The following is a 26,997-nucleotide window of genomic DNA, read 5'->3' on the forward strand; positions in this document are numbered from 1 at the left end:
ATAGCTAATATAATAACTGTTTTTTAATTATTTTTCTATCATTAGATAATAAAAAAGTGGAAAGCTGCTACTTTCCACGATCTTGATAATATTGTTCAATTAAATTAGGATCTTCATGACAGGTGATATTGCAAGAATTACAATTACCACCACAACTAAATTTACCATTACGCTTATTACGGTAAATAGATCGAATCGCTAACAAAACAGCTAGTAAAACTATTAAAGCAACAATTATTGTAGCTAAATTTTCAACAACCCATGTCATGATAATCACCTCTATTAATATTTTGTACTATACCATGACATTTCTTTATCAGTCAATATCTTTATATTTTTCACTACTAATATTCAACATGATATCCACTTTTTTCAATAACCTGATATAATTCTTTTTTATCTATAGGACGATCGTATGAAATGACTGCTTCTTGCAAGTCTAAATCAACTTTTGCACTTGCGCCTTCAATTGAATTAATCGCATTTGTAACTTTATTTACACAATTTTGACAGTGCATCCCCGTGATTTTTAAAGTTATTTTACCAATGATTGGAGAACTTAAAACCTTTTTATCAGGTGCTAAACTTTCATGACTACCACCACAACATGAGCCTTCACCTTTAAAATGTTTGATTGATCCTTTTAAAGCTGCACCTAATAAAATAACTACTATTATAATAATAATGATATCAACCATTACGATCCCTTCTTTCTTGAAATTTCAAATCACGCCGTTTATTCAATAACTTTTTAATTTGTTGCAAGATCAAATAAATACTCATACCAACAATATAAACGACTATGACTAATGCAAACATGATAAACATTGAATCTGTCAAATGTCCCATTATCAATTCTCCTTTTCTTGAGCCTTATTGGCAAAATAAATATCTTTTAAATTACTAAGATCGTTACAACCACTGCAGCCAGCACAAATACCGTTACATCCATTAGTATTAGCTTTCTTCTTTTTATGTTGTTGAACAATAACAAATATACAATAGCCAATTATGATTAATAAAATAAATAGATCTATCATTTTTAAAATCTCCTTTTTATATAGGAAAACTGGACACATAGTATCCAGTTTTTTAATTATGAATTTACATGTACTGAACGTCTTGAATAAACTTTAGTATCTTTATATGGATCAGGTCTAAATAACAAGAATAATATAATCGCTAATAAAACAAAGGCAATTGCTGTCCATAATCCAAATGTTCCATAAATGATAAATGTGCCAATTTGATAAATACATAAGCATACGACATATGCAAAGACATTTTGGAAAATAATCGCAAACCAGAACCATTTTCTTGATTGCATTTGTTGAGCCATTGTTGCAATAGCTGCCAAACATGGTGAATCTAATAAGTTAAAAACTAAGAATGAAAATGCTGCTAAACTAGTTGGGAACCAGGCAGCTACACCTTGAGCAACGTTAACGGCATCTTCAACATCACCTGCAACATTAGCTAAAACTCCCATTGTTGAAACGATTGCTTCTTTTGCCGTAAATCCAGAAAGTGCTGCAGCTACTGCTTGCCAATTTCCAAATCCAAGTGGAGCAAAAATTGGAGCTACAAATCCACCGATAAGAGCTAATAAACTATCACTGCTTTCTTCAACCATGCCAAATGAACCATCAACAAAACCAAATCCACCTAAAAACCACATTACAACGCAAGCTAAGAATAAAATTGTTCCGGCTTTAATAATGAATCCTTTTAATCTTTCCCAAACATGTAATAAAACAGTTTTGGCAGAAGGAATATGGTATTGTGGTAATTCCATAACAAATGGAGCTGGCTTACCAGAGAATGGTTTAGTTTTCTTTAAAATAATTGCCGCTACTAAAACCGCAACAATTCCCATAAAATACATCAATGGTGCAATAATTGAGCTTTCAGTATATCCCGCAACTTCACCAGCGATAACACCACCCATTAGAGCAATAACAGGAAGTTTAGCACCGCAAGGAATAAATGTTGCTGTCATAATCGTTAAACGACGATCATTATCTTGTTCAATTGTTTTAGAAGCCATAATACCTGGGATTCCGCATCCTGAAGAAATCAACAGAGGAATAAAACTTTTTCCCGATAAACCAAAATGTCTAAACACACGGTCCATAACAAATGCGATACGAACCATATAACCACAATCTTCTAAGATTGATAGGAATAAAAATAAAATTGCCATCTGTGGTACAAAACCAAGAACTGCTCCTAAACCACCAATAATTCCATCTACAACCAGTCCTTGAACTACATCGCCAGTTCCAATGCTAGATAAAAATCCCCCAACTGCATCTTGAATAGCAACAACAAAGACGTCATTGGTCCAATCTGTGACATAAGTTCCAATTGTAGTAACTGAAATATAATATACAACAAACATTACCGCAATAAAGATTGGAATACCTAAAATACGGTTAGTTACGATTTTATCAATTTTATCAGAAATAGTTAATTTATTGCCACTTTTTTTAACAGTAGTAGAAATTATTTTTTGAATAAATTGATAACGTTCATCTGTAACAATACTTTCCATATCATCATCTTGTTTATTTTCAATATTTTCACGTAACTGATCAATTGCTGTTGTATCACTATGAGTAATTGATAAACTTTCAACAACTTTGCTATCATTTTCTAATAACTTAATTGCATACCATCTTTTTTTATCATCACTAATAGAAGATGGTAATCTTGTTTCAACTTCACCAATTGCTTTTTCTAATTCATTAGAAAAAATATCTTTTGGTAACGAAACTTCTTTTTTATTTGCAACTTTAACAGCTTCATCAACTAGTGCATCTAAACCAGTTTGTTTTAAGGCTGATGTTTCAATAATAGGACAATTCAATAGCATTGAAAGTCTTTTAGTATCGATTTTGATATTTCTTTTTTCTAATAAATCAGCCATATTTAACGCAATTACTACCGGAACACCGGTTTCAATTAATTGAGTTGTTAAATATAGATTTCTTTCAATATTCGTTGCATCAACTAAATCAATGATCACATCAGGATTTTCCTTTAAAATATAATCACGACTAACAACTTCTTCTAGTGTATATGGCGAAAGAGAATAAATCCCTGGTAAGTCTGTAATAATAATGTCTTCGTTTTTTCTCTTTCCTTTTAATCTTCCTTCTTTTTTCTCTACAGTAACCCCAGGCCAGTTTCCAACGTATTGATTTGCTCCAGTAAGAGCATTAAACATCGTTGTTTTACCACAATTAGGGTTACCAGCAAGAGCAATTTTAATACTCATATTTACATACCTCCCCTATTTTACTTGCACACATTGAGCATCATGTTTTCTTACTGATAATTCATATCCTCTAACAGTAATCTCAACTGGATCACCTAAAGGAGCAACTTTTCTAATGTATAGTGCAGTTCCTTTGGTAATTCCCATATCCATGATTCTACGCTTATATGCACTATCCCCATCTATTTTAGTAACAGTAACAGTACTTCCAACTTTTGCTTCACTTAAATTCATCGCAACCTCTCCTTCCTATCAAAAAATTCAAATAATACCTATACCATAATATGGCGGGCCATATCCTGGTTAATTGCAATCCTTGAATCTTTAATATTAACAATTACATTGCCACCAATTGTCGATAAAACCGTCACTTCACTGCCAGCGACAAAGCCTAAATTTTCTAAAAATCGTCTTGTTTCTTCGTTTCCACCAATTTTACGAATTTTATTAACTTCACCGACATTTACCATTGTTAAAGGCATCATTCTCACTTCCTCACTTTTCATGTTAGCTCCATCTAACTAAACTATATGTTATACTCACCTAACTTAAATGTCAATACTTTACCACGAAAAAGTTAAATAAATCTAACTATAAAGGTAAAAAAAACTAAGAGGATTATCCTCTTAGTCTAAATCTTCACCATTAGATTCAAATGCTTTTTTAACCCATTGATATGATTTTTTAGGAATACGTTTTAAATCTCTTAAATCTTTATTAGTTCTATTTACATAAACAAAACCATATCGTTTATCCATATTACACATACTTGCTAAAATATCAATTGGTCCCCATGTAATATAACCTAAGCATTCTACTCCTTCTTCAAAGATTGCATTTTTCATTTCTTTAATATGATCTCTATGATAATTAATACGATAATCATCTTCAATTGTTTTACCAGCTGCAAGCATAGCATCTACTTCTTCTTGAGTCATATCTTCACGCCAACCAATACCGTTTTCAAGAATGAATACTGGTAAACCACTACGATTATATAAATCGTTCATTGTCCATCTTAATCCTTGAGGATCAATTTCCCAACCCCATTCATTTGCTTCACAATGAGGGTTTTTAACAACATGTTCACCAACTACTTCATGGTATGGACGTTTGTAATCAAATTCACCTTCAGTAATTGTATTTGAACGATAATAACTAAATGCGATATAATCAACAGTATATTTTAATAATTCTTCATCTTCTTCTTCAAATTTAGGCATCCAACCACGATTTGTTAAGTAAGCTACCATATAATCAGGATATTTTCCTTTTGAGAATACATCAGTATGGAAACCATTCATATATTGATATGCTTGCCAAGCAAATAAATTATTTTTTGGTGTATTTGAATATGGATAGATATTAGTTACTGCACTCATACCACAGAATTTAGCATCAGGTTGCATATTTCTTAATGCTCTAACTGCTTTACAATGAGCAATAAATACATTATGGTTTACTTGATATAAATGTTTAGCTGGATCAACACTTTCAGGAATTTCTTCAGCATTTGAAACACGTAACATCATTGCATGTAAATTTTGTTCATTAAATGACATCCAGTGTTTTACACGATCACCAAATCTTTCAATACAAACTTTAGCATATCTTTCAAAACAATCAACAACATATCTTGAAGCAAAACCATTATATTCTTTAACTAAATGATAAGGCATATCAAAATGAACTAAAGTAATCATTGGTTCAATTCCTGCAGCCAATAATTTGTCAATTAACTCATTATAGAATTTTACCCCTTCTTCATTAACTGGTTCATCTAATGTTCCATTAGGGATTATTCTTGACCAGCAAATTGAAAAACGATAAAAATTAAATCCCATATCTTTCATTAAAGCAATATCTTCATCATAACGATGATATTCGTCAATAGCAACTGACCAATCTGAAAATTCTGGATTCATTGGTCTAACGTCGTATACACAAACTCCCTTGCCACCTTCATTACGAGCACCTTCAGTTTGAAAACTTGAAACTGAACCACCCCAATAAAAATTATCTGGTAATTTTCTTTCCACGTTTACTTCCTCCTTACTACCTATTATTTATTTTATAAAAAATAAAAAAAAGAGTAAACATGATTAAAACAAATTATAATAACGTTTCACAATTAGTCTATATTTATTTAATATTATGAAACTTATTTTCATTTTTACAAAAATAAAAAGATTTCCAAAATGGAAATCTTATTCAAATTCATTAGTTCTTGCTACTTCTCTAATCCAAGAAGCTGATTTCTTTTCTTTACGTTTATAACCATCATCTAAGCATACACGAACAAATCCATAACGGTTTTTAAATGCATTACACCAAGACCAGTTATCAATAGCTCCCCAATAATGATATCCTAAACAATTTGCACCATCTTCAATAGATTTTGCAATCCATTCTAAATGATCTCTTACAAATTCAATACGATAATCATCTTGGATAACACCATTTTCATCCATGAATTTTTCTTCACCTTCAACACCCATTCCATTTTCAGAAATAAAGAAAGGTAAATCAGGACATTCTTTTTTGATTTTCATACCAAAATCATAAATTCCTTTTGGATAAATTTCCCATCCACGGTGTACATTCATTTTTCTTTCTGGCCAGATATATGGTTTTGCAATACAAGGTAATCCATTTTCATCAAATTTAGAATCAGGAGCTTGTACTCTAGTAGGTTGATAATAGTTAAATCCTAACCAATCAACTTTACCTTGTGCTAAAATTGCTTCATCACCAACACGACGATTAATTTTTATTTTCCAATCATTTTCAACTGTATCTAATACATCTTCTGGTAAATGTCCATGAGCAACAACATCTAACCACCAGCGATTGTGTAATCCATCAGTCATTCTAACTGCTTCTAAATCTTCTGGAGTTGGATTTTCTTTTGTATATGGTGGAGCAAAACAGTTGATCATACCAATCTTAGCATCCGCCATTAATTTTCCTTCTTCTTTTAATTGTCTAAAATTCATAACCGCTAAACAGTGAGCTAAAGTTATATTATATTGAACATTGATTGATTGTTTAAAATCTTTTACATATGGATACCAAACCCCATGTAAAAATTGTTGTTCTGGTTCAACGATTGGTTCATTAAAAGTAAACCAGTATTTAATTTTATGACCAAATTCTTCCATTGCTTTCTTTACAAAATTTGCATAAGCTTCAACAACTTCACGATTTTGCCAACCACCACGTTTAACTAAATATTCAGGCATATCAAAATGATACATGTTCATGAAGATTTCGATACCATTTTCATGAGCACAATCAATTAATTTATGATACCAGGCAGCACCTTCTGGATTAATATTTCCATCTTGATCTAATAATCTTGTCCATTGCATTGAAGTACGGAAAGATTTGAAATTCATACTTTTTAACAATTTGATATCTTCTTCATATTTGTGATACATATCATTTCCTACATAAGAACCAACATTGTTAAAAAAGGCATTGATTTCTTGATCAGAATACATATCCCAATATGAGCGAAGTCTTCCGCCAACGTTATAACTTCCTTCAGTTTGTGGTCCAGACATTGCTGCACCAAAGAAAAAATCTTTTGGTAATTTTATTGTCATATAGTTCCTCCTTGAAATTCACCACCATTATAAAGAATTTTTTTTATTTTGCCAATATTATGGAACACTTTTCTAATTAATTTTCATTTTTTTATCCAATTAGCAATATTTTAAGAAACTTATTTCCATTTTAAAATTTTCTTCTTACAAACTTCATGAAAATATTATAAAAAATAACTTTCAATAGTTTCATTTTTAAAATATAAAACAATTCTTTTATGAAACTTTCTTTCATGATATAATTTTATCGGTGATTAAAATGAGTATAATGACACAATTAGAATTTGAACTTAATTTCTCTAACTCAGAAAAAAATATTGCAAAATATATTCTCGATAATGGTGAAAATGTTTTAAATCTTTCTATTAAAGAATTGGCTAAAGAAACATATACTTCACCAGCTACAATTGTTCGTTTATGTCAAAAATTAGGCTTAGATGGCTTCCAGGATTTCAAAATCAAATATTCAGCTGAGTTGCAATATGATAATAAAAGTCGTATCGATGTCAATTTTCCATTTACAAAAGATGATAACAGTCGCTTGATTGCTAATAATATAGCTCGCTTACATCAAGAAGCTTTACAAGATACTTTAAGTCTGATTGAATTTGATAACTTAGATAAAATAATCGCTAAAATAGAACAAGCTAAACGGATTTATCTTTTCGGCTTTGGAAACTCGTTACTAGCCGGTTTAGATTTCCAACACAAAATGATGCGCATCAATAAAATGGTTGAGATTCGTAGTAACGCTGGTGAACAGGGATTTTTATCATATACATGTACTAAACAAGACGTAGCCATTATTATTTCGTATTCTGGTGAAACTAACGAGTTAGTAAGTATTGCTAAAAATTTAAAAAGACAGCATATTCCAGTTATTGCAATCACTTCTGTTGGTGATAATCGTCTATCTAAATATAGTGATTTTATAATTAATACCGGTTCTCGAGAAAAAATTTTTTCAAAAATAGCTCCCTACGCTTCTAAAACATCAATTTCATATATATTAGATGTAATTTTTTCATGTTTATTTAAGCTGCATTATGACCAGTATATAAATGAAAAACTAAATAATGATAAAAACAGTGATCATCGTCATCCTTATAAAAGTCCTATTAATGAAAAAGAATGAATTGTTATTTTAAATTCATTCTTTTTATATTTCGATAATTTGACCATTTTGTATTCTTAGTTGAACATCACACTTTGCAGCTAAAGATGGTGAACATGTTGAAACTATTACACAACGACCTTGATGAGCTAAAGTAATTAGATCATCTAAAAATTCCTGTGAATCTTTTTCATCGAGATTACCAGTTGGTTCATCTGCTAAGATTAAATCGGTATTTTTTACTATTGCTCTTGCAAGGGCCACTCGTTGTTGTAAATTAACAGGTAAATTATCAACATTTTCAAAACATTGTTTTTTCGACAAACCTAATTTTTCTAAGATATTTAAACAATATTTCTTTTTATTACTTACTTTTATCTTTGCAATCTTTAAAGTGGCTAATATATTTTCATAAGCATTTAAATAATATATTAAATTACTAGATTTAAATATAATTGCTGAGTCATTTCTTCGATATTTACTTAAACCAATTTTAGTTACATCATTACCTTTATAAATAACTTTTCCATTAGCAGGTTTATCTAAACCAGCAGCTAATATTACCGTAGCAATCTTGCCACTATCATCAGAACCTACAACACCATATATTTTGCCTTTATCAAATGAATAACTTGTATTTTTTAAAAATACATATTGATTTTTATAATTTTGATATGTATAAGTAACATTTTTAAATTCTAAAACATTTTCCATATTAATACTCCCTTTTTATCAAGATATCACCTGGTGAAATCTTACCAACATAAATTGCTGATATAATCATTGATAATAAACAAATTATTCCTGTTGTTATTATTAAAATAGTTATTGAATTTATATCTAGTGAAACATTAAAATCAAGACCATCTATACTTTGAAATGAACTGGTAATAATAGTATTTTTGTCATATGTATCAATATTATTTTCATCGTTTTCATTAACAATATTTGGTACTACAATTATAATTTGCTCATTATTGGTAGTTGTATTTAAAGAATTTATTATTGTATTATTTAGTATTCTTCCTGTTGATAAACATATAATCAACGCCACGACTGCTATCATGGCAATATTTAAAAATTGTTGTAAAATAATTTTTATTTTACTTTGGCCTAAAGATAAAAATATTTCGATTTCATTGTAATGCTTTTTTAATAATGATAACAATATAACTCCTAAAATAATTGCTCCAATAATTATTATAATTATTATAAATACAGTTGCTGTAGTCTCCATTTTTTGAAAATTTGTGATATCTCGTTGATATGTAAGTAAATTGGTTTCTAGCGAAAAGTTATTAAAATCAATATTACTTTGTTTATTAGCTAAATTCATAAATTTATCAACATTTTTTAAATCATCTAAATAATAAACAGCTAAAGTTAAATCATCATTATTTGTTAGTGTTTGTCCTATTGATAAATCAGTATAAATTGTATTAAGCAAATCACTTTGTTTTGCCTGATTTAAAGTTCGATAATTTTTTATTTCATAAATACCTACTACTTTTAATTCTACTGATGTTGATTGATTATTAGATGAGTATATCGTAAATGTATCGTTAAGATTTAGGTTATTATTATTGGCTAAAGTCGTTTCAATTACACAATTATTAGTTCCAGCATCATCATTAGTTAACAGACGTCCTTCAATTAATTCATTAATATTATTAGTAAAATCATTCAAATTAGTCATTGAAGAATTAGCACTAATGATAAATCGATTATTATTTTGATTGTCATCATTTATATCAATTCTAATCGGATTTATTTGACTACTATTAGATTCAGTTGCAATATTATAATTATAATTCTTTACATATTGAAAATTACTTAATTGATTGGCCATATCAATTGTAATCTGGCTAGCAGTTTGACTATCATTATTTGGCATCAATGTAACTTCATTATTGGAATTTGCATATATTTGTTCAACCAAACTATTACTAGTTTGTCGGATTGCTAAAGCACAAATCAATAAATTCACTAATATAATTATTACCAAAAGTAATAATACAGTTTTGCCAATATTCTTTTTAAAACTTAACAAAGCATTTTTAACCATATTACATCCTCCTATCATAACTATAAGGACTAATATCGAAAATAAAATCATACAATTATGTAAAAAAATAGGAAACATCCCATTTTATAAATATTATCGAAAAAAATAAAAGCCAGGATATTTATAGTTTTATCCTAGCTTTATTGATATCATTTTGATTAAATATCATTCTGATTTATCAACATTAATAATATTGTTTTTTACCTGATACAACTATTTGATCATCACCTAATTGATCTTTTGCATTATCGTTATTAGTTTGTTTTTTAGGTTTCATTAAAATCACCTCATTTATATTATGGTCAATTTTAATTTTAAAATACTAATTATTTAAAAAATTATATTTTTCCAAATCATCGTGTACTCTTTTTCACCTGTATCAGTATCTGTACTTGAATTTTGAATTTTAAAATTTTCTCTTTGATAAAAATTTACAGCTTTAGTATTTTTTTGATACACATTCAATTTTAATTGTTGTTTTATTTCTTTTACATAATCTAATAGCTGTTTACCAATACCCATAGATTGTTTTTGATTACAAACAAAAATTCCTGCTATATAATCATTGATTAACCCAATAAATCCATAAATATTGTTATTTATTTCATAAACATATACTTCTGCCTGGACGATCATTTCTTTTACCAGTTTAAAACTATCATACCAATAATGTGGTGAAATAAATTGATGAGCTTCAATATTAGCAGTTAACCAGATTTCCATAACTATATCAATATCTTTTCCTTGTAGCTTTCTAATCAAAATATATTCTCCTATACGTAAATTAAAAAGGTGATAGAATCTAAGATCCTATCACGCATTTATCTTCATTATTCGTCTCCAAAACAAATACCAATTGCTTTTGCTGCTTTTACTAATTCACCATTAGGGTCAACATGTTTTTGTTTACCAAATTTAGCATCACCAATTACTTCTTCTAATGAAGTATAAGTCATTTCTTCACCTTTTAAAGTAACAACGTTACCAAATTTACCATCTTTAATTAATTCAAGAGCTTTTACCCCAAAACGAATTGATAAAATTCGATCGTATGCTTGGATATCACCACCACGAATAATATGTCCTGGATTTACAGAACGTACTTCATGGTTTTTAATTGCTTTTTCTAAGTCATCTGCCACTTTTGCAGCTAATCCTGAATAACGTACTGGATCAGGACTATCTTCTACAATTTTACCAATTACTTTTGTTCCATCAGCGTATTTTGCCCCTTCTGCAACAGCAATTACTGTATAAGGATAACCTTCTTTATCACGTTTTTCTACGTGTTTTACAATGTTTTCAATTGTAAATGGTATTTCAGGAATCAAAATACAAGAAGCATTTCCAGCCATACCAGCATATAATGCAATCCATCCTGCATCACGTCCCATCAATTCGCAACAAATTATACGATGATGAGATTTTGCAGTCGTATTTAAACGATCAATAAATTCAGTACCTACAGATAATGCACTAATAAAACCATAAGTTAAATCAGTTGCTGGTAAATCATTGTCCATTGTTTTTGGAATTCCAATTACGTTAACACCTTTTCTTGAAAAATCACGAGCACTTGTTAAAGTACCGTCACCACCTAAAACAACTAATACATCTACTCCAGCTTTTTTTAAGTTTTCAACACCTACATCTGAAACGTCTTTTCTAACTTTTCCACCTTTACCATCATCTACTAAATAGTCGAATAAGTTATCTTTGTTTGAACTATATAAAATAGTTCCTCCTTCTTTGTAAATATTTTCAACCTTGTCTACTGTTAATTCTATGTAATCATTGTTATAAAGACCACGGTAACCATAAACATATCCAATTACTTCATAACCATATTCGTTAATTGCTGCTTTTGTTACTGCTCTAATAACAGCATTTAAACCTGGACAGTCTCCACCTCCAGATAATAATGCGATTCTTTTTATATCTGCCATATATATCCCTCCATGAGTTCTATTATAAGATTTTTCGAATTAAAACTCAACAAAAATGTTAACGTTTACAAAATTTCATTATCTTTTAAATATTTAATTAATTTATTGACCGGCAAACCGATTACTGTTTCTAAATCACCGTCTATTGTTTCAACTAATCTTTTCCCTTCACCTTGAATTGCATAAGCCCCTGCTTTTCCCTGCCATTCATTTAACGATAAATATTGTTTAATTTCTTCATCAGTTAAGTCTTTAAATTTTACTTTAGTAGCGTCATGAAAAGTTGTCACTTGGTTTTGATCGATTATTGCAACAGCTGAATAAACAGTTTGAATTTTTCCAGATAAAAAACGGAGCATGTCAAAAGCTTCTTGATAATTTTTAGCCTTTCCTAGCATCTTTTCATCTAAACAAACCATTGTATCACTGCCAATAATAACGTCTTGAGGATATTTTAATGAGATTGGTAAAGCCTTTTGATAAGCTAATTTTTCTAAACGTAAAGGAAGTGTTAAAGACATATCTAACACTTCCTCTATTTCCTGATAATCAACTATAAAGTCGATATGATGTAATTCTAGCAGCTCTTTTCTTCTTGGTGAACTGCTAGCTAAAACAATCTGTCTCATTATTCAGATTTTGGTGCATCAGCTTTTGTTTCTTTTTTCAAAGGCTTTGGTAAAAGCGCCTTTCTAGAAACATTAACTTTACCTTTATCATCAACTTTAGTAACTTTAACTTTGACAATATCCCCAACTTTGATAACATCACCCATTTTTTTGGTTCTTTCATAAGCGTAATCAGAAATATGTAAGAAAGCATCGGTTCCTTCGAATAAATTAATAAACGCATAATTATCTTCAACTCTAACTGCTTTTCCATCATACACTTCGCCAACTTGAGCCTTTTTAACAATCTTTTCAATTAATGATACTGCTTTATCAATTGCTTCCTGGTTATGATGATAAATAACAACTGTTCCATCTTGTTCAATATCAATTTTAACACCATCTGATTGATCAATAATTTCATTAATAGTTTTTCCACCTTGACCAATAACTGATTTAATTTGATCAGGATCAATTTTAATCATTTTAACTTTAGGTGCATATGGTGATAATTCGTCGCGTGGCTCACTAATAGTTGCCATCATATTAGCCATAATTTCTTTTCTAGCTTCTTTAGCTTGTGCTAAAGCTTCTTGAAGAATTTCTTTAGTAATACCATCAATTTTTATATCCATCTGTAACGCACAGATTCCTTTATCAGTTCCAGCAACTTTAAAATCCATATCTCCAAGGTGATCTTCCATTCCTTGAATATCAGTTAAAATTGTATAATCATCGCCTTTTTTTACAAGTCCCATTGCTACACCAGCAACAGGTGCTTTAATTGGTACCCCTGCTGCCATTAATGACATTGAAGAAGCACAAATTGAAGCTTGTGATGATGAACCGTTAGATTCTAACACTTCTGATACAACACGAATAGTATATGGGAATTCATCTTCGCTTGGAATTACTTGAGCTAAAGCTCTTTCACCTAAAGCTCCATGTCCAATTTCACGACGTCCAGGCGCACCCATTCTACCTGTTTCCCCAACTGAATATGGTGGGAAATTATAGTGATGCATAAAACGTTTTTGATCTTCTAACCCTAAACCATCAATTTTTTGATGTTCACCGATTGCCCCTAATGTAGTAACTGACAATACTTGAGTTTCACCACGAGTAAATAAAGCTGATCCATGAACACGTGGCAATAAATCAATTTGTGAATCTAATGGTCTAATTTCATTTAATTTACGACCATCTGGTCTAACTTTATCTTCAGTAATCAAACGACGTACTTCATCTTTTTCTAAATCATGTAAGATGATATCTACTTGTTTCATTACATTAGCTTTTACTTCATCACTTTCATATTCTTTATTATCATATTCCTCATTGACTTGTGCTATTAATTTATCAATAGCGTCATATCGTTCTAATTTACCTGGAATTGAAACAGCAGCGACCATTTCTTCTTTAGCACGCTCACTTACTTCAGCCACTAAATTTTCATCTAATTCAAATAGTGGTACATCGATTTTTTCTTTACCGCATGCTTCAATAACTTTTTCTTGGAAAGCGATTAATTCTTTAATTTTTTCATGTCCAAATAATAATGCTTCTAGCATTACTTCTTCACTGACTTCTTTAGCATCAGCTTCTACCATGTTAATAGCATCTTTAGTTCCAGCTACTTCCAAATTAATTAATGATCTTTCTAATTGTTCTGGTGAACCATTAACAATAAATTCACCATCTACTAAACCAACATTAACCCCAGCAATTGGTCCATTAAAAGGAATATCAGAAATACATAATGCTAAAGAAGCACCTAACATTGCTGTCATTTCAGGAGTAGCATCTTGATCTACTGATAAAACAGTATTAATACTTTGTACTTCATTTCTAAAACCATCAGCAAATAATGGTCTGATAGGACGATCGATCATTCGAGCAGTTAATGTTCCATGTTCACTTGGTCGCCCTTCACGTTTTAAAAATCCGCCTGGAATTTTACCAACGGAATATAATTTTTCTTCATATGTAACTGTTAATGGAAAAAAATCAACATCTTTTGGTTCTTTTCCAGCAACAACAGTTGATAAAATAACTGTATCATTATATCTAACTAATACAGCACCATTAGCCTGTTTAGCTAACTCTCCCACTTCAACACTTAGATTTTTACCATAAAAATCCATACTAAACACTTGTTTATTCATTCTTTCACCTCATCTATTATCTTAGCCATTATAACATAAAAAATTTCTTTTCAAAACAATTTCTTACCTTAACTACTGCAAAAGAGAATAAAAAGATGTTATAATAGTAATCAGAGGTGAGTTTATGAATGAAAATGAATTAAAAAGTTTAGAAGTATACAATGAAAAGTTTAAGGAGGATCCTACTTCTTTTAATGATTTCCAAGCCAATGATTATATTAAGCTGTTAAAGAAAAGTGATAATAATGAAGAAGCTATTGAAGTCGGTAAAACTTTCATGTCACAATGTCCAAATTTAAGAGGATACTTAAATCAATATGGATATGCTCTTTACAATAAGTATATTAATATTGATGATGAAAAAATCCAGGAAAATGAAAATCTATTCTTTAGTATTTTAGATGACATTTTAGCAGTATGTAAACAAGAACGTTATTCGCCAATGGAACCTGCTGTTAACAGAGCAATTAAATACTTACAAAGAGTAAAACCAAATGATCCTGATAAATTAATCGAAGTTCTTAATTTACTTGATCCAAACCTATTAGATGACAAACCTTTTACTAATGATGAAGGTAAAGAATTTGAATCTAAAAAAGAACGTTACTATCGTTTAAAAGTTAAAGCTTTATATGAAGCAAAACGTGCAAGAGAATGTGTTGAAACAGCAAATAATGCTTTAGCATTACCTATTAAATGGCATTTTAACACTTTACAATGGATCAATTATCAAAGAGCTTGTTCTTTAGTTGATTTAGAACAATATGATGAAGCTAAAAAGATTTTCTTATCTTTACATAATCATATTCGCAGTGTCAATTTCTATGAAGTTTTATATAAAACATATTCTAAAACTGGTAATATCAAAGAAGCAAATGCTTATTTACTTTATGAATTCTTTGAAAATGGATATTCTATTAATCATTTAGGAATTTATCAAAGATTAATGGAAGCTACTCAAAGAACAAATGATCCTATGTTAATAGAAATCGTTGATATTTTCTTAACTAAACTTTGTCAAGAAAATAATCGTGACTATACACCTGTTGGTGATTATGGTGATAAATATAAAGATCAAAATTCTGAATATTTATACGATGAATTATATGAAAAAGTTATGAATAATCTTGATAAATATGTTGAAAGAGTTGAAGGTACTGTTGTTCATTACAATAAAGAACGTGGTATTGGAACTATTTCTCGTCATGATCAAGATGGTATTTTCTTTAGACAAGCTGATTATGTTTACGATGAAGATGTACAACGCCGTGATAAAGTTGAATACACTCCATTAGAAACATTTGATCGTAAGAAAAATGTTGTAACTAGCAAAGCTATTTTAATTATTACTACTGAAGAGTACATTAATTTTGGTTATTAAGATAACAGTTAAAAGGCAAAGATCAATTCTCTGCCTTTTGTTTTATCCGATTTTTTTGCTACAAAAGATTCTTTTAAATATTATTCATCCCTATTTTTTAAATATGCCTGCATTGCTTTAATACTTTCATCTGAAATTACATGTTCAATCAAACAAGCATCCTTATCAGCAATTTCCTCATCAATATTTAAAACCTCTATAAATAACTTTTTAATAGTCTGATGTTTATTAGAAAAAAATTCAGCCATTTCAATCCCTTTAGGCGTCAATTTTATATCAGAATATTTCTCATAGTTAACATAGCCATTTTTAGATAAAACAACAACCGCATTATTAACACTTGGTTTAGATACCCCTAATCTTTTAGCGATATCACTAACCCGAGCCTTTTTCCCGTCTAATGAAAGCTCATAAATTAACTCTAAATAATTTTGCATCGCAATTGTCATTTCTTCCATTCAATACCACCCCTAATGGAATTATAATAGCATAAAACGGTTATTTTCTCAATACTGTGCCCATAAAGAGCAATTAGAAAAGCATAAAAATAATTGAGGTGAAATAATGAAATTTTTATTATCATTAAATCCAATTACTATTGTTTTTTTAGTAGCTACATTTAATTGGTTGATGACTTTTTTTGGAGCTTCATTGGTTTACTTTGTTAAAAACGCTAATAAAAAATTAATTTGTGTGGCTTTAGGCAGTTCGGCCGGAATAATGATTGCTGCCTCCTTTTTTTCTTTGCTTCTTCCTGCTAAAGAGCAATTAGAAAATAGTGGCAAAATCGCGTTATTAATGATTCCTGCTGGCTTTATCTGTGGGGTCTTACTTTTAATGACCTTTGATAAACTATTACCTCATGAACATATGATGACTCATGTCCAGGAAGGTATCAATCCTAGTCGTTTTTCTAAAAATAAATTATTGATGTTAGCTATGACTTTGCATAATATACCTGAAGGGTTAGCGGTTGGCGTAGCTTTTGCTGGAGCTGCTAATGGTAATTATTTAAGCGCTATAATTTTAGCAATTGGAATTGGTATTCAAAACTTCCCTGAAGGTACTGCAATTGCTTTGCCGATGTTACAATGTGGAAAAAGTCGTTTTCAAGCCATGATGTATGGCCAATTTTCTGCTCTAGTTGAAGTCCCAGCTGCTTTAATAGGCTTTATTTTTGCTAGCATTACTAATGTTACACTACCTTTTATATTATCTTTTGCTGCTGGAGCTATGTTTTTTGTTTGTATCGAAGAACTTATTCCTGAAGCAAATGCAACTGAGGGTATTGATTTAGGGACAATAAGCTTCATGATTGGCTTTGTAATTATGATGTCTTTAGATATTTTATTATCATAATATTTAAAAGAGAAATAATTGTTATGTCTTATCATTTCGATTCTTTCTCTTTTTAAATAATTACTTATAGTTAATAAATGCTGTAAGGATTAAAAAATTTTTACATATTGACAAAAACGTTTCAATACCGTATTATTTTTTTAAACAATTATTTAGACAAAGACATTGAAGTGAACTAGTAAATATGGCTTAGACATCAGAGATATTGTGGTTGGTGAAAACAATACGTTAAGACATATTGAATTCATCATGGAGTTGGATTGCTGATATGTAGGCAGTTACCGGTTGTTGACCGTTATCACAAACAAGTTTCATACTTACTAAGGTTATTAATGCGAATTAATAGCAAATTTGGGGTGGTACCACGACTTTGTCGTCCTCTTAGGAGGACTTTTTTTGTTTAAAGAATTGAAAGAAACGAAGGGAGAGTTTTTTATGAAAAAATTATTTAGTGGTTTGTTAGCTATAGCAATGTGCGCTAGTATTACTGGCTGCGGTACTGGAGATAGTGGTGGCAGTACTGGTGAAGTAAAAGATTTATCAGAAGTAAAAATCGGAGTTGTTCAATTAATGCAACACGATGCATTGGATGCTTCTTATGAAGGGTTTAAAGACGTTTTAGTTGAAGCTGGTGTTGATGAAGACAATATCGATTACCAGGTCGCTGGGGATGCTGCAAACTGTCCAACTATCGCTGATAAATTAGTTAATGACGGCAATGATTTAATTTATGCAATAGCTACACCAGCATTACAATCAGCAGCAGCTGCAACAACTGAAATCCCAATTGTTGGTTGTGCCATTACTGATTATGAAAGTACTGACTTAGTTAAAAGCAATGATGAACCTGGTGGTAATGTTACTGGTGCTAGTGATTTAACACCTATTAATGAGCAGTTTGACCTATTAACTAAATTATTACCAGATGCAAAAAAAGTTGCTATTATGTACTGTGGTAGTGAAGACAATTCAATTGTCCAAGGTGAAATTGCTCAAGAAGCAGCAAAAGATCATAATTTAGATTATGAAGTTTATACAGTAACTGATTCAAATGATATTCAAGCTGTTACTAATCAAATTGTCAGTGATGAAAATGATGTTGTATATATTCCTACTGATAATACTTTAGCAACTTATATGAGCAGTGTTGAAGCTATCACTTCACAAGCTAAAATTCCTTGTATTGTTGGAGAAGAAGGAATGACTAACAATGGTGGTCTTGCAACATATGGTATTAATTATGAAAATTTAGGTCGCGAAGCTGGTAAACAGGCTTTAGCAATCTTAAAAGGTGAAAAGACTGCTGCAAATACACCAATTGTTCAATTAGATGCTAAAGATTGTACAATGGTAATTAATTTAAAAGTTGCTCAAAAATGTGATATTACAATTAACAAAGAAGATTATCCAGAAGCAACATTTATTGAAGAATAGGAGTTAAAAAATGGGTTTATTCTATACATTTTTAGGAGCTGTTGATTTAGGATTAATTTGGGGATTTTTAGCTCTTGGCGTATATATAACATTTCGTTTATTAGATATTGCAGATTTGACCGTTGATGGTAGTTTTACAACTGGTGGTGCTGTTTGTGCGGTTTGTGTTTTAAACGGTATTCATCCATTATTAGCATTATTAATTTCAATTCTAGCTGGTTTTTTAGCTGGAGCAATAACCGGAATTTTGCATACTAAATGTAAAATTCCAGCTATTTTAGCTGGTATCTTAACACAAATCGGTCTTTATTCGATAAACTTAAGAATTATGGGTGGCCGTGCTAATTTACCATTAACTACAGCTAATACTTTATTCGCTGATTTATCAGTTAGTTTAGATATTAATAGATATTATATCGCTTTGGTAATTTCATTAATTTTTGTAATTATATTTATTGCTTTATTATACTGGTTCTTTGGTACTGAACTTGGTTCAGCAATTAGAGCTACTGGAAACAATGAACAAATGGCAAGATCTTTAGGTATCAACACTGATACCATGAAATTACTAGGATTAACTATTAGTAATGGTTTAGTTGGATTATCTGGTGCTTTATATGCCCTTTATGGTCAAGCAACAGATGTTCGTGTTGGAACAGGAGCAATCGTTATTGCATTAGCATCAATTGTTATTGGTGAAGTAGTTATTTCTAGTAAAAAAGGCAATTTTGCTTTGAGACTAACTTCAATAATCATTGGTTCAATTATTTATCGTATTATTGTTGCTTTAGTTTTACAAATGGGATTAAATACTGATGATTTAAAACTATTAACTGCTATTTTAGTAGGTATCGCTTTAACAATACCAATTATGTTAAATAAACGAAAACAAATATCGATGTATAAAAAATTAACTGGAAAGGAGATTAATCAAGATGCTTAAATTAACAAATGTAAGTAAAACTTTTAATCTAGGAACAGTTAATGAAAAAAAAGTTTTGCATGATATTAATCTGGTTTTAAATGAAGGTGATTTTGTAACTATCATTGGTGGTAATGGTGCTGGTAAATCAACTTTATTAAATATGATTTCTGGATTATATCCTTTAGATTGCGGTATTATTACTCTTGATGGTGAAGATATTTCTTTACAACCTGAATATCAAAGAGCTAAAAAAATTGGTCGTTTATTCCAAGATCCAATGTTAGGAACAGCTGGTGACATGCAAATTTTAGAAAATCTTGCTCTTGCTAAACGTCGTGGTCAAAAACGTGGTTTAGCCTGGGGTGTAACTAAAAGTGAAAAACAGGAATATTACGAATTAGTAAAATCGTTAAATTTAGGTCTAGAAGATCGCCTAACAACAAAAATGGGACTGCTTTCTGGTGGTCAAAGACAAGCAGTAACATTATTAATGGCTACTTTACAAAAACCAAAATTATTATTATTAGATGAACATACAGCCGCTTTAGATCCTGCGACATCAGCAAAAGTATTAAAATTAACTAACGATATCATTCTTAATCAGCATCTAACAGCAATGATGGTAACCCACAATATGAAAGATGCAATTGACGTTGGTAATCGTTTAATTATGATGTATAATGGTCATATCATTTATGATGTTAGTGGTGAAGAAAAAAGAAAGCTTACTGTTGAAGACTTACTTCATAAATTTGAAGCTGCAAGCGGTGAAGAGTTTGCTAATGATAGAATGTTATTAGGATAGAACTGTTAAAATTACAGTTCTATTTTTTTATAACAAATAATTTCCCCTTTTCAGGAATACAGCAAAATACATCTTCAATTTTATCAATGCCTTGTTTTTTTAATTGGGCAAGCAGCCAGTTGGTATCTCGATTAAGTAATTTTAAATTATCATAGTCTACTACCCCATCGCAAATTAAGGCATCTGGTAATTCAACAACACATTGGTCTTTACAAATAACTGATAAAGAACCATTGGTTTCCAACAATGCAAATTCAACTTTAGAAATACTATCAATATCGTTTACTCGTAAATGATGGGTTAGATCATTTACAGTATACCTTTGTTCTTTCATCTTTTTTTGATCAAGTTTTCCCTTAAAAATAATATATGTAGGTTTTCCTTCAAAAATATCTCTAAGTCGTTTTGACTTCATCGTTATTATCGATACACAACGATCTAAAAGGATCAAGGTCATTGTTGCTACAATACCATGAATAAAAGTAAAATCACTATCTCCTAGTGTATTAATCATTATTTCTGCAATAATTAAAAAAACTACAAAATCAAAAACATTCAATTGACTAAATTCTTTTTTTCCAAAAAATCTTAATATGATCGTTAAATAGATATAAATCCCTAAACTAAATAAAAACACTTCTAAGATACTCATATTTTATCATTCCTTCAATATAATATAATAAGATAAAAAGGGAGGGAAAATATGAAATCATATTTTAAAATATATTTGAAATTTGCCTTATTTATACTTATTAGTTTTATATTCATTAGTATAATCCTTGCCGGAATAATAAGTTTTATACACATCCCTAATTTTATTTATCATCTTATTATAAATTTAATAGCAGGATTATTAATGATTGTTTGGGGTTTTTTTATTGTAAAAACTTTTAAAAAAAATGCTATCTATCACAGTCTATTATGTGGTCTTATTTTTGCCCTTGTTGCTTTAATGGTCAATATTGATGATATTAATATTTTAAATATTATTTCCAGACCATTTGTTTTAATTACAACAGTAATAATTTTAAATTACTATCAAAGAAAAATAGATAATTAGTTAAAAAAATTATTAAAAAAGTAGAAATAGATAATAAACTCAGTTATTAAATATTTCTACTTTTATTTAAAATTTAGTTTTTAAATTCAATATTTAGAATTTTTACATCATATGGTTCAGCAACCCCAACTGTAACAATTTCATTAACACCATGTCCTAAAACAGCTTTAGCTAATGGTGATTCATTAGAAATTTTACCATTTAATGGATCAGTTTCTGTATAACCAACAATTTTATAACTTTCAGGTTCCGCATCATCTTCAGATAAATCTAAAATAGTTACTGTAGTACCAGGTTTTACTACTTTTAAATCCATCTGATCTTCAGAAATAATTTCAGCATGTTGAAGCATATAATCAATTTCTTTGATTCTTGCTTCCAAATGAGCTTGTCTTTCTCTTGCTGCATCATAATCAGCATTTTCTGATAAGTCACCTTGAGATCTTGCTAATTGTAATTCTTCAATAACTTTAGGTCTTTCGACATTAATCAAGTTATTTTTTTCTTGTTCTAATTTTTCTACACCGCTTTGGGTCAACAAAACTTTTTCGCGTTCCATAATATCACCTCGTAGTCAATAATATAGCATAATTCCATATAAATATCTAGTCTAACTTATGAGACAATCGAAGAAATTTTTGTAATCAATAAGTCAACAGCTACCTGATTACTACTACCTTCAGGTATAATGATATGCGCATACTTTTTAGAAGGCTCTACAAATTGTTCATGCATTGGTCTAACTGTTTGTAGATATTGGTTACAAACTGACTCTAAACTTCTTCCTCTTTCTTGCATATCACGTTTTAAACGTCTAATAAAACGAATATCAGCATCGGTATCGACATAAATTAAAATATCACATCGTTCTCTGATCTGTACTTCATTTAATACAAATAACCCTTCTAGAATAAACACATCGCGAGGATTAATAACTTCAACTTGTAAACTGCGATTATGAACAGTAAAATCATAAATTGGTTTTTCGATACTTTGATTAGATTTCAATAAATCAAGATGCTTAACTAATAAATCCATATCAAAGGCAAGTGGATGATCATAATTAGTTTTAACCCGTTGTTCCATTGTTAAATGTGACTGATCTTTATAATAATCATCCAAACGAATTATTTTTATAGTGTGTTCATGCTTAAAATATTCATAGATTTCATTAGCAATCGAACTTTTACCAGATGCACTACCACCAGCAATACCAATTATTATCGGTTTTTTCACTTTGTTATCCTTCTTCCCATATCATCAACTTTTAATTTATAGCAAACAGGTAATTTAAGTATTTCCATTGGATGATTAGCAACACTAACTTCTTCGTTTTCTTCATTAATAATTTTTTCTACTGGCACAATTACATTTTCATGACTTGGACTGAAAAATTCAATTTGATCACCTAGTTTAAAGTAATTACGCTGTTCAATAATAGCCATTTGATTTGACTCATCATAGCCAATAACACGAGCACAAAATTCTTGTGTTGGGTGTTCATCGCGCTGATTATAAATCTGTTTATTATTATCAGCCTGATTATCAAAAAATCCAGTACACAAAGCTCGATTAGCCGCTTTTAATAATTCTTGATAATATTTATCACTCATTACAAAATTATCAGGGTCTTTACAATAATCATCTATTAACTTACGATAAGTTGAAACAACTGTTGCAATATAATGCAATGATTTCATTCGCCCTTCAATTTTAAATGAATTTACTCCTAATTCTATCAATTCTGGAATGTGATTGATCAAAGCCATATCTTTACTTGACATACTAAATGGAATCACACCATTATCATTTACTTGTTTATCTTTTATAAATAAATCATAATACCAGCGACAAGACTGCGAACAACCACCACGATTGGCATCACGTCTTGAAAAATAATTAGATAACATACAACGTCCTGAATAATGAATACACATAGCACCATGAATAAAATATTCAATATCAATATCAGTTTTATCTAAAATTGTTTTTAAATCCTGATAACATACTTCACGTCCTAAAACCACGCGATCCATCCCTAAATTTTGATAAAACTTAATTGCTTTACTATTTAACGTTGATAACTGTGTGGAAACGTGAACTTCTAAATTTAAATTTAGTTTCTTAGCAATACTCATTATATAAGGATCAGCAACAATAATTGCCTGAACCCCTATTTCATCTAATGTTTTTAAATATTGTTCAATTCCATCTAAATTATCTTGATGTAAGATAATATTACATGTTACATGAATAGCAGCATTATATTTTTTGGCAAACGTAACTGCCTCTTTAATATCTTCTAAACTAAAATTTGATGCACTAGAACGCAATGAAAACTCTTTTCCACCTACAAAAACAGCATCAGCACCGTATTTAATAGCTACTTTTAATTTCTCTAAATTTCCAGCAGGCGCTAATAATTCAGGTTTTTTTACAATTACCCTTTTACCATCAATTATCTTACTTACATTTCTCATTTTCTTCTCGCTTTCTTACATCATCAATTTTATAAACAGTATTATCAAACATAAAACTATGATAATATTCAACTTCTGGTGTTAATTTTTTTAATTGTGCCATTAAATCATGAGATACTTTTCCAAACTGTTGTTTTTGACAACTATCAATTGCATCTTGATATAAGTTTACAATTTCAACTAATTTTAAATCATCAACGTATAAAGATTCGATATATAAATAATCAAAATCACTCATACTACTCATTATATCTAAACAGCACATTTGCTGCTTAGATAAAATATGACAGCCATATTGATCTTCATATATATGACATTGATAATCTACTCCATTAGCCTTAATGGTAATTTCATCATCAATTGATACTTGATTTTCATGTCCTATTTCTTTGAAATAATTTGTTAACAGCTTACGTTTAGAATAAGCCATATATTCAACACCATGAATTTGAACTACTGTTTTGATATTTGTTTCTTGAGCAATTTTTTGTTTTTCATTTAAAGGAATTTCCCGCGCTAAAAAAGCACCATCAATACCTTGTAATCCTAAATAATTTAATGTTGCTTGATTGGTATTTAAAGTATCTGGATGATAGATCATTTTAAAATGATAATTTTGTTCTTTACAAATTTGTAAAACAGCAAAATCCTGAAATAAAATACCATCTATTTTTAATTCATTTAATTTAGCTAAATGCTTTTCTAATAAGTCTAAATTGCTTTCTTCTATCAAAGCATTGACTAATACCCAAAGTTCTTTATCACCTAATTTTTCTTTTAACTTAGCTAATTGATGATAATCTAAACTTAATGCTTGACGACATGAAAAATATTTTGTTCCAACAACAAAATATTTAACACCAATACTTAAAAAATCATATAAAAATTTATCACTATTTAATGCTAATACTAATTCCATTACTTCACCTTTTTTCTTATTACACAAATACCATCACCAACATGATAATATTCAACATCGTATTCTCCATGATCAAAAATCCATTCTTTAAAACGCTTTATTTTTTTTACCAATTGTCGTGTATTACGATTCTTTATTTTATCTATTTCAAAAACCATGCCATGAAAATCTAAATTATCGACAACACAAACACCATTATCATTAACTAAAGGCATATATTTTTCAAAAAACTTTTGATATTGAGCTTTTGCAGCATCAATAAATAAACAATCATATTTTTTTAAAACAAGCTGATTTATATCCAATGTTAAAGCATCATCATGATGAATAATAATTTTATCATTCATCCCATAATCATTAATATTTTTTACAGCTTCTAAATAGCGTTGTTGATCTAGTTCTATTGTTTCTACTTTAAAATCATCAATATTTGTTACTAACATTAATGCTGAATAACCAATAGCACTACCTATTTCTAAACAATTGCTACAATTATATTGTTTAAATATATCGACCATAAAGGCCAATCCCGCTTTTTGCATAATCGGAATATTTTTTTCTATCGCTTCTTTTTCTAATTCTACTAACTCTTTCATCTTAATACCATTTATTTTCACTTACAACTTTTAGATGTTCATCATATGTATTGGAATAAATTACCGTACCATCTTCTAAAGCAAAGAAAAACATTGCTTCGAAATCTTGATAATTTAAACATGATTCAATAATCTGATTAGATACATTGCTAATTGGTCCAACTGGTAAACCATCATAATAATATGTATTATATTTTGAATCAACATTTAAATCTTTATAAGTAACAGCAACTGTTTTAATTTGATTAGCGTAATTTACTGTTACATCACTTTGAAGACGCATTGGTTTTTCTAATCGATTTATAAATACGCCAGCAATTTTTTCTTGATCATCTTGATTGCCAGAAGCTTCGCATTGTACTATTGAAGCAAATGTTAAAAACTGATGTATAGTTACTGGATTACCATTTATTGTAAAGCTAGCAATTTTATCTTTATATTTAGATAAATTTTTATCCGTTTGATCTAACATCATTTCAGTAACATCTTCAATTGTAGTATTACTAGCAGTAATAATATATGTTTCAGGAGCAAAATAACCTTCTAATGAAAACATAACATCGGGATTTAAAATACTTTCATCTAAAAACCAGTATTTTTTTATTAATGAATTTAAATATTCACTATCAGACCATTTGGCCAAAACTTCATTACTATCAACTTCTAGAGCTTCACCAACTTGTGTAGCACAATCAGTAATTCGATAACCATCTAAAATTGTTACTCGAGCAGAAGATATATAATCTTTATCCCCTTCTAAGACCTGACATATTTTTGGTAAATCCATATTTTTATTTAAAACATATGTATTCGCAATAAAATCATAACTATTTAGTTTTAAATAAATATTAGCTACTGTCTTATTTTTTATCAAACCGGCTTTATCTAACTGATCTAAAACAGATGCATTTGAACCTGATATTTCTACAATTACTTCCTCATCTTTTGAAGAAACAGCACCTTGTCCATCAAAATAAACAAATGTTAAAACTAGCACCAAAATTAAAACACTAGCAATTATTCCAATAATGATTTTATGTATTTTTTTCATAAACGCCTCCATTTTTTACATTATATGATATTTTTTATGCTGTTTCAACTTATTTCACTACTACTAGTATGACAAGAAAAAATAGAGATGAAAACCAATGTCATTAAGTTAAGATGACAAATTTTTAGCCAGGAGCTATATAGAAAATATATTTTCTCCTGGTTATATTTTTATTCAAGCTAAAAAAGTGTAGTCTTGAAA

30 protein-coding genes and 1 other annotated feature are annotated in these 26,997 nt (G+C 29.5%); of the genes, 7 read left to right on the plus strand and 23 right to left on the minus strand.

What is annotated here, in order from left to right:
• Nucleotides 1-67: 67 nt before the first annotated feature.
• The 9 genes from B5F09_RS00795 to B5F09_RS00830 form a co-directional block, all read right to left on the minus strand.
• Complete coding sequence (locus B5F09_RS00795) at nt 68-268, minus strand: FeoB-associated Cys-rich membrane protein (protein WP_087298398.1); 201 nt, start codon at nt 266-268, stop codon at nt 68-70.
• Between the two features lie 76 nt (nt 269-344).
• Nucleotides 345-698, minus strand: a complete 354-nt coding sequence (locus tag B5F09_RS00800) for a heavy-metal-associated domain-containing protein (protein ID WP_087298397.1) — start codon at nt 696-698, stop codon at nt 345-347.
• The gene (locus B5F09_RS14805) at nt 691-849 is read right to left on the minus strand and encodes a hypothetical protein (RefSeq protein ID WP_158095173.1); all 159 of its coding nucleotides are present in this window, start codon (nt 847-849) and stop codon (nt 691-693) included. Before B5F09_RS14805 ends, B5F09_RS00800 begins: the two co-directional genes overlap by 8 nt.
• A 2-nt stretch (nt 850-851) precedes the next feature.
• Complete coding sequence (locus B5F09_RS00805; RefSeq protein WP_204215149.1) at nt 852-1,040, minus strand: FeoB-associated Cys-rich membrane protein; 189 nt, start codon at nt 1,038-1,040, stop codon at nt 852-854.
• Between the two features lie 56 nt (nt 1,041-1,096).
• Complete coding sequence (feoB, locus tag B5F09_RS00810) at nt 1,097-3,280, minus strand: ferrous iron transport protein B (protein WP_087370602.1); 2,184 nt, start codon at nt 3,278-3,280, stop codon at nt 1,097-1,099.
• Between the two features lie 15 nt (nt 3,281-3,295).
• Nucleotides 3,296-3,514: a ferrous iron transport protein A gene (locus B5F09_RS00815; protein WP_087298394.1), complete on the minus strand. Its 219-nt coding sequence runs from the start codon at nt 3,512-3,514 to the stop codon at nt 3,296-3,298.
• A gap of 38 nt (nt 3,515-3,552) precedes the next feature.
• Nucleotides 3,553-3,765: a FeoA family protein gene (locus B5F09_RS00820; RefSeq protein ID WP_204215157.1), complete on the minus strand. Its 213-nt coding sequence runs from the start codon at nt 3,763-3,765 to the stop codon at nt 3,553-3,555.
• A gap of 141 nt (nt 3,766-3,906) precedes the next feature.
• Complete coding sequence (locus B5F09_RS00825) at nt 3,907-5,319, minus strand: glycoside hydrolase family 1 protein (protein ID WP_087370606.1); 1,413 nt, start codon at nt 5,317-5,319, stop codon at nt 3,907-3,909.
• Nucleotides 5,320-5,487: 168 nt separating this feature from the next.
• A complete protein-coding gene (locus B5F09_RS00830) occupies nt 5,488-6,888 on the minus strand; it encodes a glycoside hydrolase family 1 protein (protein WP_087298392.1) in 1,401 nt (466 codons plus the stop codon).
• 259 nt (nt 6,889-7,147) lie between these two features.
• Here B5F09_RS00830 and B5F09_RS00835 point away from each other — a divergent pair, with 259 nt between their 5' ends.
• A complete protein-coding gene (locus B5F09_RS00835; RefSeq protein WP_087298391.1) occupies nt 7,148-8,023 on the plus strand; it encodes a MurR/RpiR family transcriptional regulator in 876 nt (291 codons plus the stop codon).
• Between the two features lie 24 nt (nt 8,024-8,047).
• On the opposite strand, the gene B5F09_RS00840 is transcribed toward B5F09_RS00835, so the two are convergent.
• The 6 genes from B5F09_RS00840 to pnp all read right to left on the minus strand — a co-directional run bounded on the left by B5F09_RS00840 (nt 8,048) and on the right by pnp (nt 14,786).
• Nucleotides 8,048-8,716 (minus strand): ATP-binding cassette domain-containing protein, encoded by a 669-nt coding sequence (locus B5F09_RS00840; protein ID WP_087370609.1) that lies wholly within the window; start codon nt 8,714-8,716, stop codon nt 8,048-8,050.
• Between the two features lies 1 nt (nt 8,717).
• Complete coding sequence (locus tag B5F09_RS00845) at nt 8,718-10,067, minus strand: ABC transporter permease (protein ID WP_158095792.1); 1,350 nt, start codon at nt 10,065-10,067, stop codon at nt 8,718-8,720.
• Between the two features lie 330 nt (nt 10,068-10,397).
• Complete coding sequence (locus B5F09_RS00850; RefSeq protein WP_087370615.1) at nt 10,398-10,829, minus strand: N-acetyltransferase; 432 nt, start codon at nt 10,827-10,829, stop codon at nt 10,398-10,400.
• Nucleotides 10,830-10,897: 68 nt separating this feature from the next.
• Nucleotides 10,898-12,013 carry a 6-phosphofructokinase gene (locus tag B5F09_RS00855; protein WP_087298387.1) on the minus strand — a complete coding sequence of 372 codons (1,116 nt, stop codon included), beginning with the start codon at nt 12,011-12,013 and terminating at the stop codon, nt 10,898-10,900.
• Nucleotides 12,014-12,078: 65 nt separating this feature from the next.
• Nucleotides 12,079-12,642, minus strand: a complete 564-nt coding sequence (locus B5F09_RS00860) for a nucleoside triphosphate pyrophosphatase (RefSeq protein ID WP_087370618.1) — start codon at nt 12,640-12,642, stop codon at nt 12,079-12,081.
• Nucleotides 12,642-14,786: a polyribonucleotide nucleotidyltransferase gene (gene pnp / locus B5F09_RS00865; protein WP_087370621.1), complete on the minus strand. Its 2,145-nt coding sequence runs from the start codon at nt 14,784-14,786 to the stop codon at nt 12,642-12,644. The genes B5F09_RS00860 and pnp overlap by 1 nt, the downstream gene beginning before the upstream one ends.
• Nucleotides 14,787-14,910: 124 nt before the next feature.
• On the opposite strand from pnp, the gene B5F09_RS00870 reads away from it, so the two are divergent.
• Nucleotides 14,911-16,167: a hypothetical protein gene (locus B5F09_RS00870; RefSeq protein ID WP_087298384.1), complete on the plus strand. Its 1,257-nt coding sequence runs from the start codon at nt 14,911-14,913 to the stop codon at nt 16,165-16,167.
• A gap of 80 nt (nt 16,168-16,247) precedes the next feature.
• On the opposite strand, the gene B5F09_RS00875 is transcribed toward B5F09_RS00870, so the two are convergent.
• Nucleotides 16,248-16,625, minus strand: coding sequence for a metal-dependent transcriptional regulator (locus tag B5F09_RS00875; protein WP_087298383.1), 378 nt, complete (start codon nt 16,623-16,625; stop codon nt 16,248-16,250).
• A gap of 106 nt (nt 16,626-16,731) precedes the next feature.
• On the opposite strand from B5F09_RS00875, the gene B5F09_RS00880 reads away from it, so the two are divergent.
• The 4 genes from B5F09_RS00880 to B5F09_RS00895 all read left to right on the plus strand — a co-directional run bounded on the left by B5F09_RS00880 (nt 16,732) and on the right by B5F09_RS00895 (nt 20,690).
• The gene (locus B5F09_RS00880) at nt 16,732-17,526 is read left to right on the plus strand and encodes a ZIP family metal transporter (protein ID WP_087370624.1); all 795 of its coding nucleotides are present in this window, start codon (nt 16,732-16,734) and stop codon (nt 17,524-17,526) included.
• Between the two features lie 156 nt (nt 17,527-17,682).
• Nucleotides 17,683-17,910: a binding site (T-box leader), on the plus strand.
• 51 nt (nt 17,911-17,961) lie between these two features.
• Nucleotides 17,962-18,960 carry an ABC transporter substrate-binding protein gene (locus B5F09_RS00885; RefSeq protein WP_087298559.1) on the plus strand — a complete coding sequence of 333 codons (999 nt, stop codon included), beginning with the start codon at nt 17,962-17,964 and terminating at the stop codon, nt 18,958-18,960.
• Nucleotides 18,961-18,970: 10 nt separating this feature from the next.
• Nucleotides 18,971-19,903 (plus strand): ABC transporter permease, encoded by a 933-nt coding sequence (locus tag B5F09_RS00890; protein ID WP_087298381.1) that lies wholly within the window; start codon nt 18,971-18,973, stop codon nt 19,901-19,903.
• Nucleotides 19,896-20,690 carry an ABC transporter ATP-binding protein gene (locus B5F09_RS00895; protein WP_087298380.1) on the plus strand — a complete coding sequence of 265 codons (795 nt, stop codon included), beginning with the start codon at nt 19,896-19,898 and terminating at the stop codon, nt 20,688-20,690. Before B5F09_RS00890 ends, B5F09_RS00895 begins: the two co-directional genes overlap by 8 nt.
• 19 nt (nt 20,691-20,709) lie before the next feature.
• On the opposite strand, the gene B5F09_RS00900 is transcribed toward B5F09_RS00895, so the two are convergent.
• A complete protein-coding gene (locus tag B5F09_RS00900; RefSeq protein ID WP_087298379.1) occupies nt 20,710-21,342 on the minus strand; it encodes a DUF421 domain-containing protein in 633 nt (210 codons plus the stop codon).
• A 204-nt stretch (nt 21,343-21,546) separates the two neighbouring features.
• Between B5F09_RS00900 and B5F09_RS15100 the strand changes: the two genes are divergently transcribed.
• Nucleotides 21,547-21,750: a hypothetical protein gene (locus B5F09_RS15100; protein WP_239404200.1), complete on the plus strand. Its 204-nt coding sequence runs from the start codon at nt 21,547-21,549 to the stop codon at nt 21,748-21,750.
• Nucleotides 21,751-21,823: 73 nt separating this feature from the next.
• On the opposite strand, the gene greA is transcribed toward B5F09_RS15100, so the two are convergent.
• Genes greA through mltG form a run of 6 tightly spaced genes read right to left on the minus strand, consistent with a single transcriptional unit; the run spans nt 21,824 to nt 26,796 of the window.
• Nucleotides 21,824-22,309 (minus strand): transcription elongation factor GreA, encoded by a 486-nt coding sequence (greA, locus tag B5F09_RS00910; RefSeq protein WP_087370630.1) that lies wholly within the window; start codon nt 22,307-22,309, stop codon nt 21,824-21,826.
• Between the two features lie 56 nt (nt 22,310-22,365).
• Entirely contained in the window at nt 22,366-22,986 is a 621-nt protein-coding gene (gene udk / locus B5F09_RS00915) for a uridine kinase (RefSeq protein WP_087298376.1), read from the minus strand.
• On the minus strand, nt 22,983-24,230 hold the full coding sequence (locus B5F09_RS00920; RefSeq protein ID WP_087298375.1) for a U32 family peptidase: 1,248 nt from the start codon (nt 24,228-24,230) through the stop codon (nt 22,983-22,985). Before B5F09_RS00920 ends, udk begins: the two co-directional genes overlap by 4 nt.
• Nucleotides 24,214-25,149: a peptidase U32 family protein gene (locus tag B5F09_RS00925; protein WP_087370633.1), complete on the minus strand. Its 936-nt coding sequence runs from the start codon at nt 25,147-25,149 to the stop codon at nt 24,214-24,216. The genes B5F09_RS00920 and B5F09_RS00925 overlap by 17 nt, the downstream gene beginning before the upstream one ends.
• Nucleotides 25,149-25,745, minus strand: a complete 597-nt coding sequence (locus B5F09_RS00930; protein WP_087370636.1) for an O-methyltransferase — start codon at nt 25,743-25,745, stop codon at nt 25,149-25,151. Before B5F09_RS00930 ends, B5F09_RS00925 begins: the two co-directional genes overlap by 1 nt.
• 1 nt (nt 25,746) lies before the next feature.
• Entirely contained in the window at nt 25,747-26,796 is a 1,050-nt protein-coding gene (gene mltG, locus B5F09_RS00935) for an endolytic transglycosylase MltG (protein ID WP_087370639.1), read from the minus strand.
• Nucleotides 26,797-26,997 lie beyond the last annotated feature (201 nt).

It is taken from the genome of Erysipelatoclostridium sp. An173, assembly GCF_002160495.1.
Classification (GTDB): Bacteria; Bacillota_I; Bacilli_A; order Erysipelotrichales; family Coprobacillaceae; genus Thomasclavelia; species Thomasclavelia merdavium.

Excerpts from the sequence above, each read along its gene's own strand:
- B5F09_RS00795 (WP_087298398.1), bottom strand. The coding sequence starts at position 268 with ATGACATGGGTTGTTGAAAATTTAGCTACAATAATTGTTGCTTTAATA.
- B5F09_RS00800 (WP_087298397.1), bottom strand. The coding sequence starts at position 698 with ATGGTTGATATCATTATTATTATAATAGTAGTTATTTTATTAGGTGCA.
- B5F09_RS14805 (WP_158095173.1), bottom strand. The coding sequence starts at position 849 with ATGGGACATTTGACAGATTCAATGTTTATCATGTTTGCATTAGTCATA.
- B5F09_RS00805 (WP_204215149.1), bottom strand. The coding sequence starts at position 1,040 with ATGATAGATCTATTTATTTTATTAATCATAATTGGCTATTGTATATTT.
- feoB (WP_087370602.1), bottom strand. The coding sequence starts at position 3,280 with ATGAGTATTAAAATTGCTCTTGCTGGTAACCCTAATTGTGGTAAAACA.
- B5F09_RS00815 (WP_087298394.1), bottom strand. The coding sequence starts at position 3,514 with ATGAATTTAAGTGAAGCAAAAGTTGGAAGTACTGTTACTGTTACTAAA.
- B5F09_RS00820 (WP_204215157.1), bottom strand. The coding sequence starts at position 3,765 with ATGATGCCTTTAACAATGGTAAATGTCGGTGAAGTTAATAAAATTCGT.
- B5F09_RS00830 (WP_087298392.1), bottom strand. The coding sequence starts at position 6,888 with ATGACAATAAAATTACCAAAAGATTTTTTCTTTGGTGCAGCAATGTCT.
- B5F09_RS00835 (WP_087298391.1), top strand. The coding sequence starts at position 7,148 with ATGAGTATAATGACACAATTAGAATTTGAACTTAATTTCTCTAACTCA.
- B5F09_RS00840 (WP_087370609.1), bottom strand. The coding sequence starts at position 8,716 with ATGGAAAATGTTTTAGAATTTAAAAATGTTACTTATACATATCAAAAT.
- B5F09_RS00845 (WP_158095792.1), bottom strand. The coding sequence starts at position 10,067 with ATGGTTAAAAATGCTTTGTTAAGTTTTAAAAAGAATATTGGCAAAACT.
- B5F09_RS00855 (WP_087298387.1), bottom strand. The coding sequence starts at position 12,013 with ATGGCAGATATAAAAAGAATCGCATTATTATCTGGAGGTGGAGACTGT.
- B5F09_RS00860 (WP_087370618.1), bottom strand. The coding sequence starts at position 12,642 with ATGAGACAGATTGTTTTAGCTAGCAGTTCACCAAGAAGAAAAGAGCTG.
- pnp (WP_087370621.1), bottom strand. The coding sequence starts at position 14,786 with ATGAATAAACAAGTGTTTAGTATGGATTTTTATGGTAAAAATCTAAGT.
- B5F09_RS00870 (WP_087298384.1), top strand. The coding sequence starts at position 14,911 with ATGAATGAAAATGAATTAAAAAGTTTAGAAGTATACAATGAAAAGTTT.
- B5F09_RS00875 (WP_087298383.1), bottom strand. The coding sequence starts at position 16,625 with ATGGAAGAAATGACAATTGCGATGCAAAATTATTTAGAGTTAATTTAT.
- B5F09_RS00880 (WP_087370624.1), top strand. The coding sequence starts at position 16,732 with ATGAAATTTTTATTATCATTAAATCCAATTACTATTGTTTTTTTAGTA.
- B5F09_RS00885 (WP_087298559.1), top strand. The coding sequence starts at position 17,962 with ATGAAAAAATTATTTAGTGGTTTGTTAGCTATAGCAATGTGCGCTAGT.
- B5F09_RS00890 (WP_087298381.1), top strand. The coding sequence starts at position 18,971 with ATGGGTTTATTCTATACATTTTTAGGAGCTGTTGATTTAGGATTAATT.
- B5F09_RS00895 (WP_087298380.1), top strand. The coding sequence starts at position 19,896 with ATGCTTAAATTAACAAATGTAAGTAAAACTTTTAATCTAGGAACAGTT.
- B5F09_RS00900 (WP_087298379.1), bottom strand. The coding sequence starts at position 21,342 with ATGAGTATCTTAGAAGTGTTTTTATTTAGTTTAGGGATTTATATCTAT.
- B5F09_RS15100 (WP_239404200.1), top strand. The coding sequence starts at position 21,547 with ATGATTGTTTGGGGTTTTTTTATTGTAAAAACTTTTAAAAAAAATGCT.
- greA (WP_087370630.1), bottom strand. The coding sequence starts at position 22,309 with ATGGAACGCGAAAAAGTTTTGTTGACCCAAAGCGGTGTAGAAAAATTA.
- B5F09_RS00920 (WP_087298375.1), bottom strand. The coding sequence starts at position 24,230 with ATGAGAAATGTAAGTAAGATAATTGATGGTAAAAGGGTAATTGTAAAA.
- B5F09_RS00925 (WP_087370633.1), bottom strand. The coding sequence starts at position 25,149 with ATGGAATTAGTATTAGCATTAAATAGTGATAAATTTTTATATGATTTT.
- B5F09_RS00930 (WP_087370636.1), bottom strand. The coding sequence starts at position 25,745 with ATGAAAGAGTTAGTAGAATTAGAAAAAGAAGCGATAGAAAAAAATATT.
- mltG (WP_087370639.1), bottom strand. The coding sequence starts at position 26,796 with ATGAAAAAAATACATAAAATCATTATTGGAATAATTGCTAGTGTTTTA.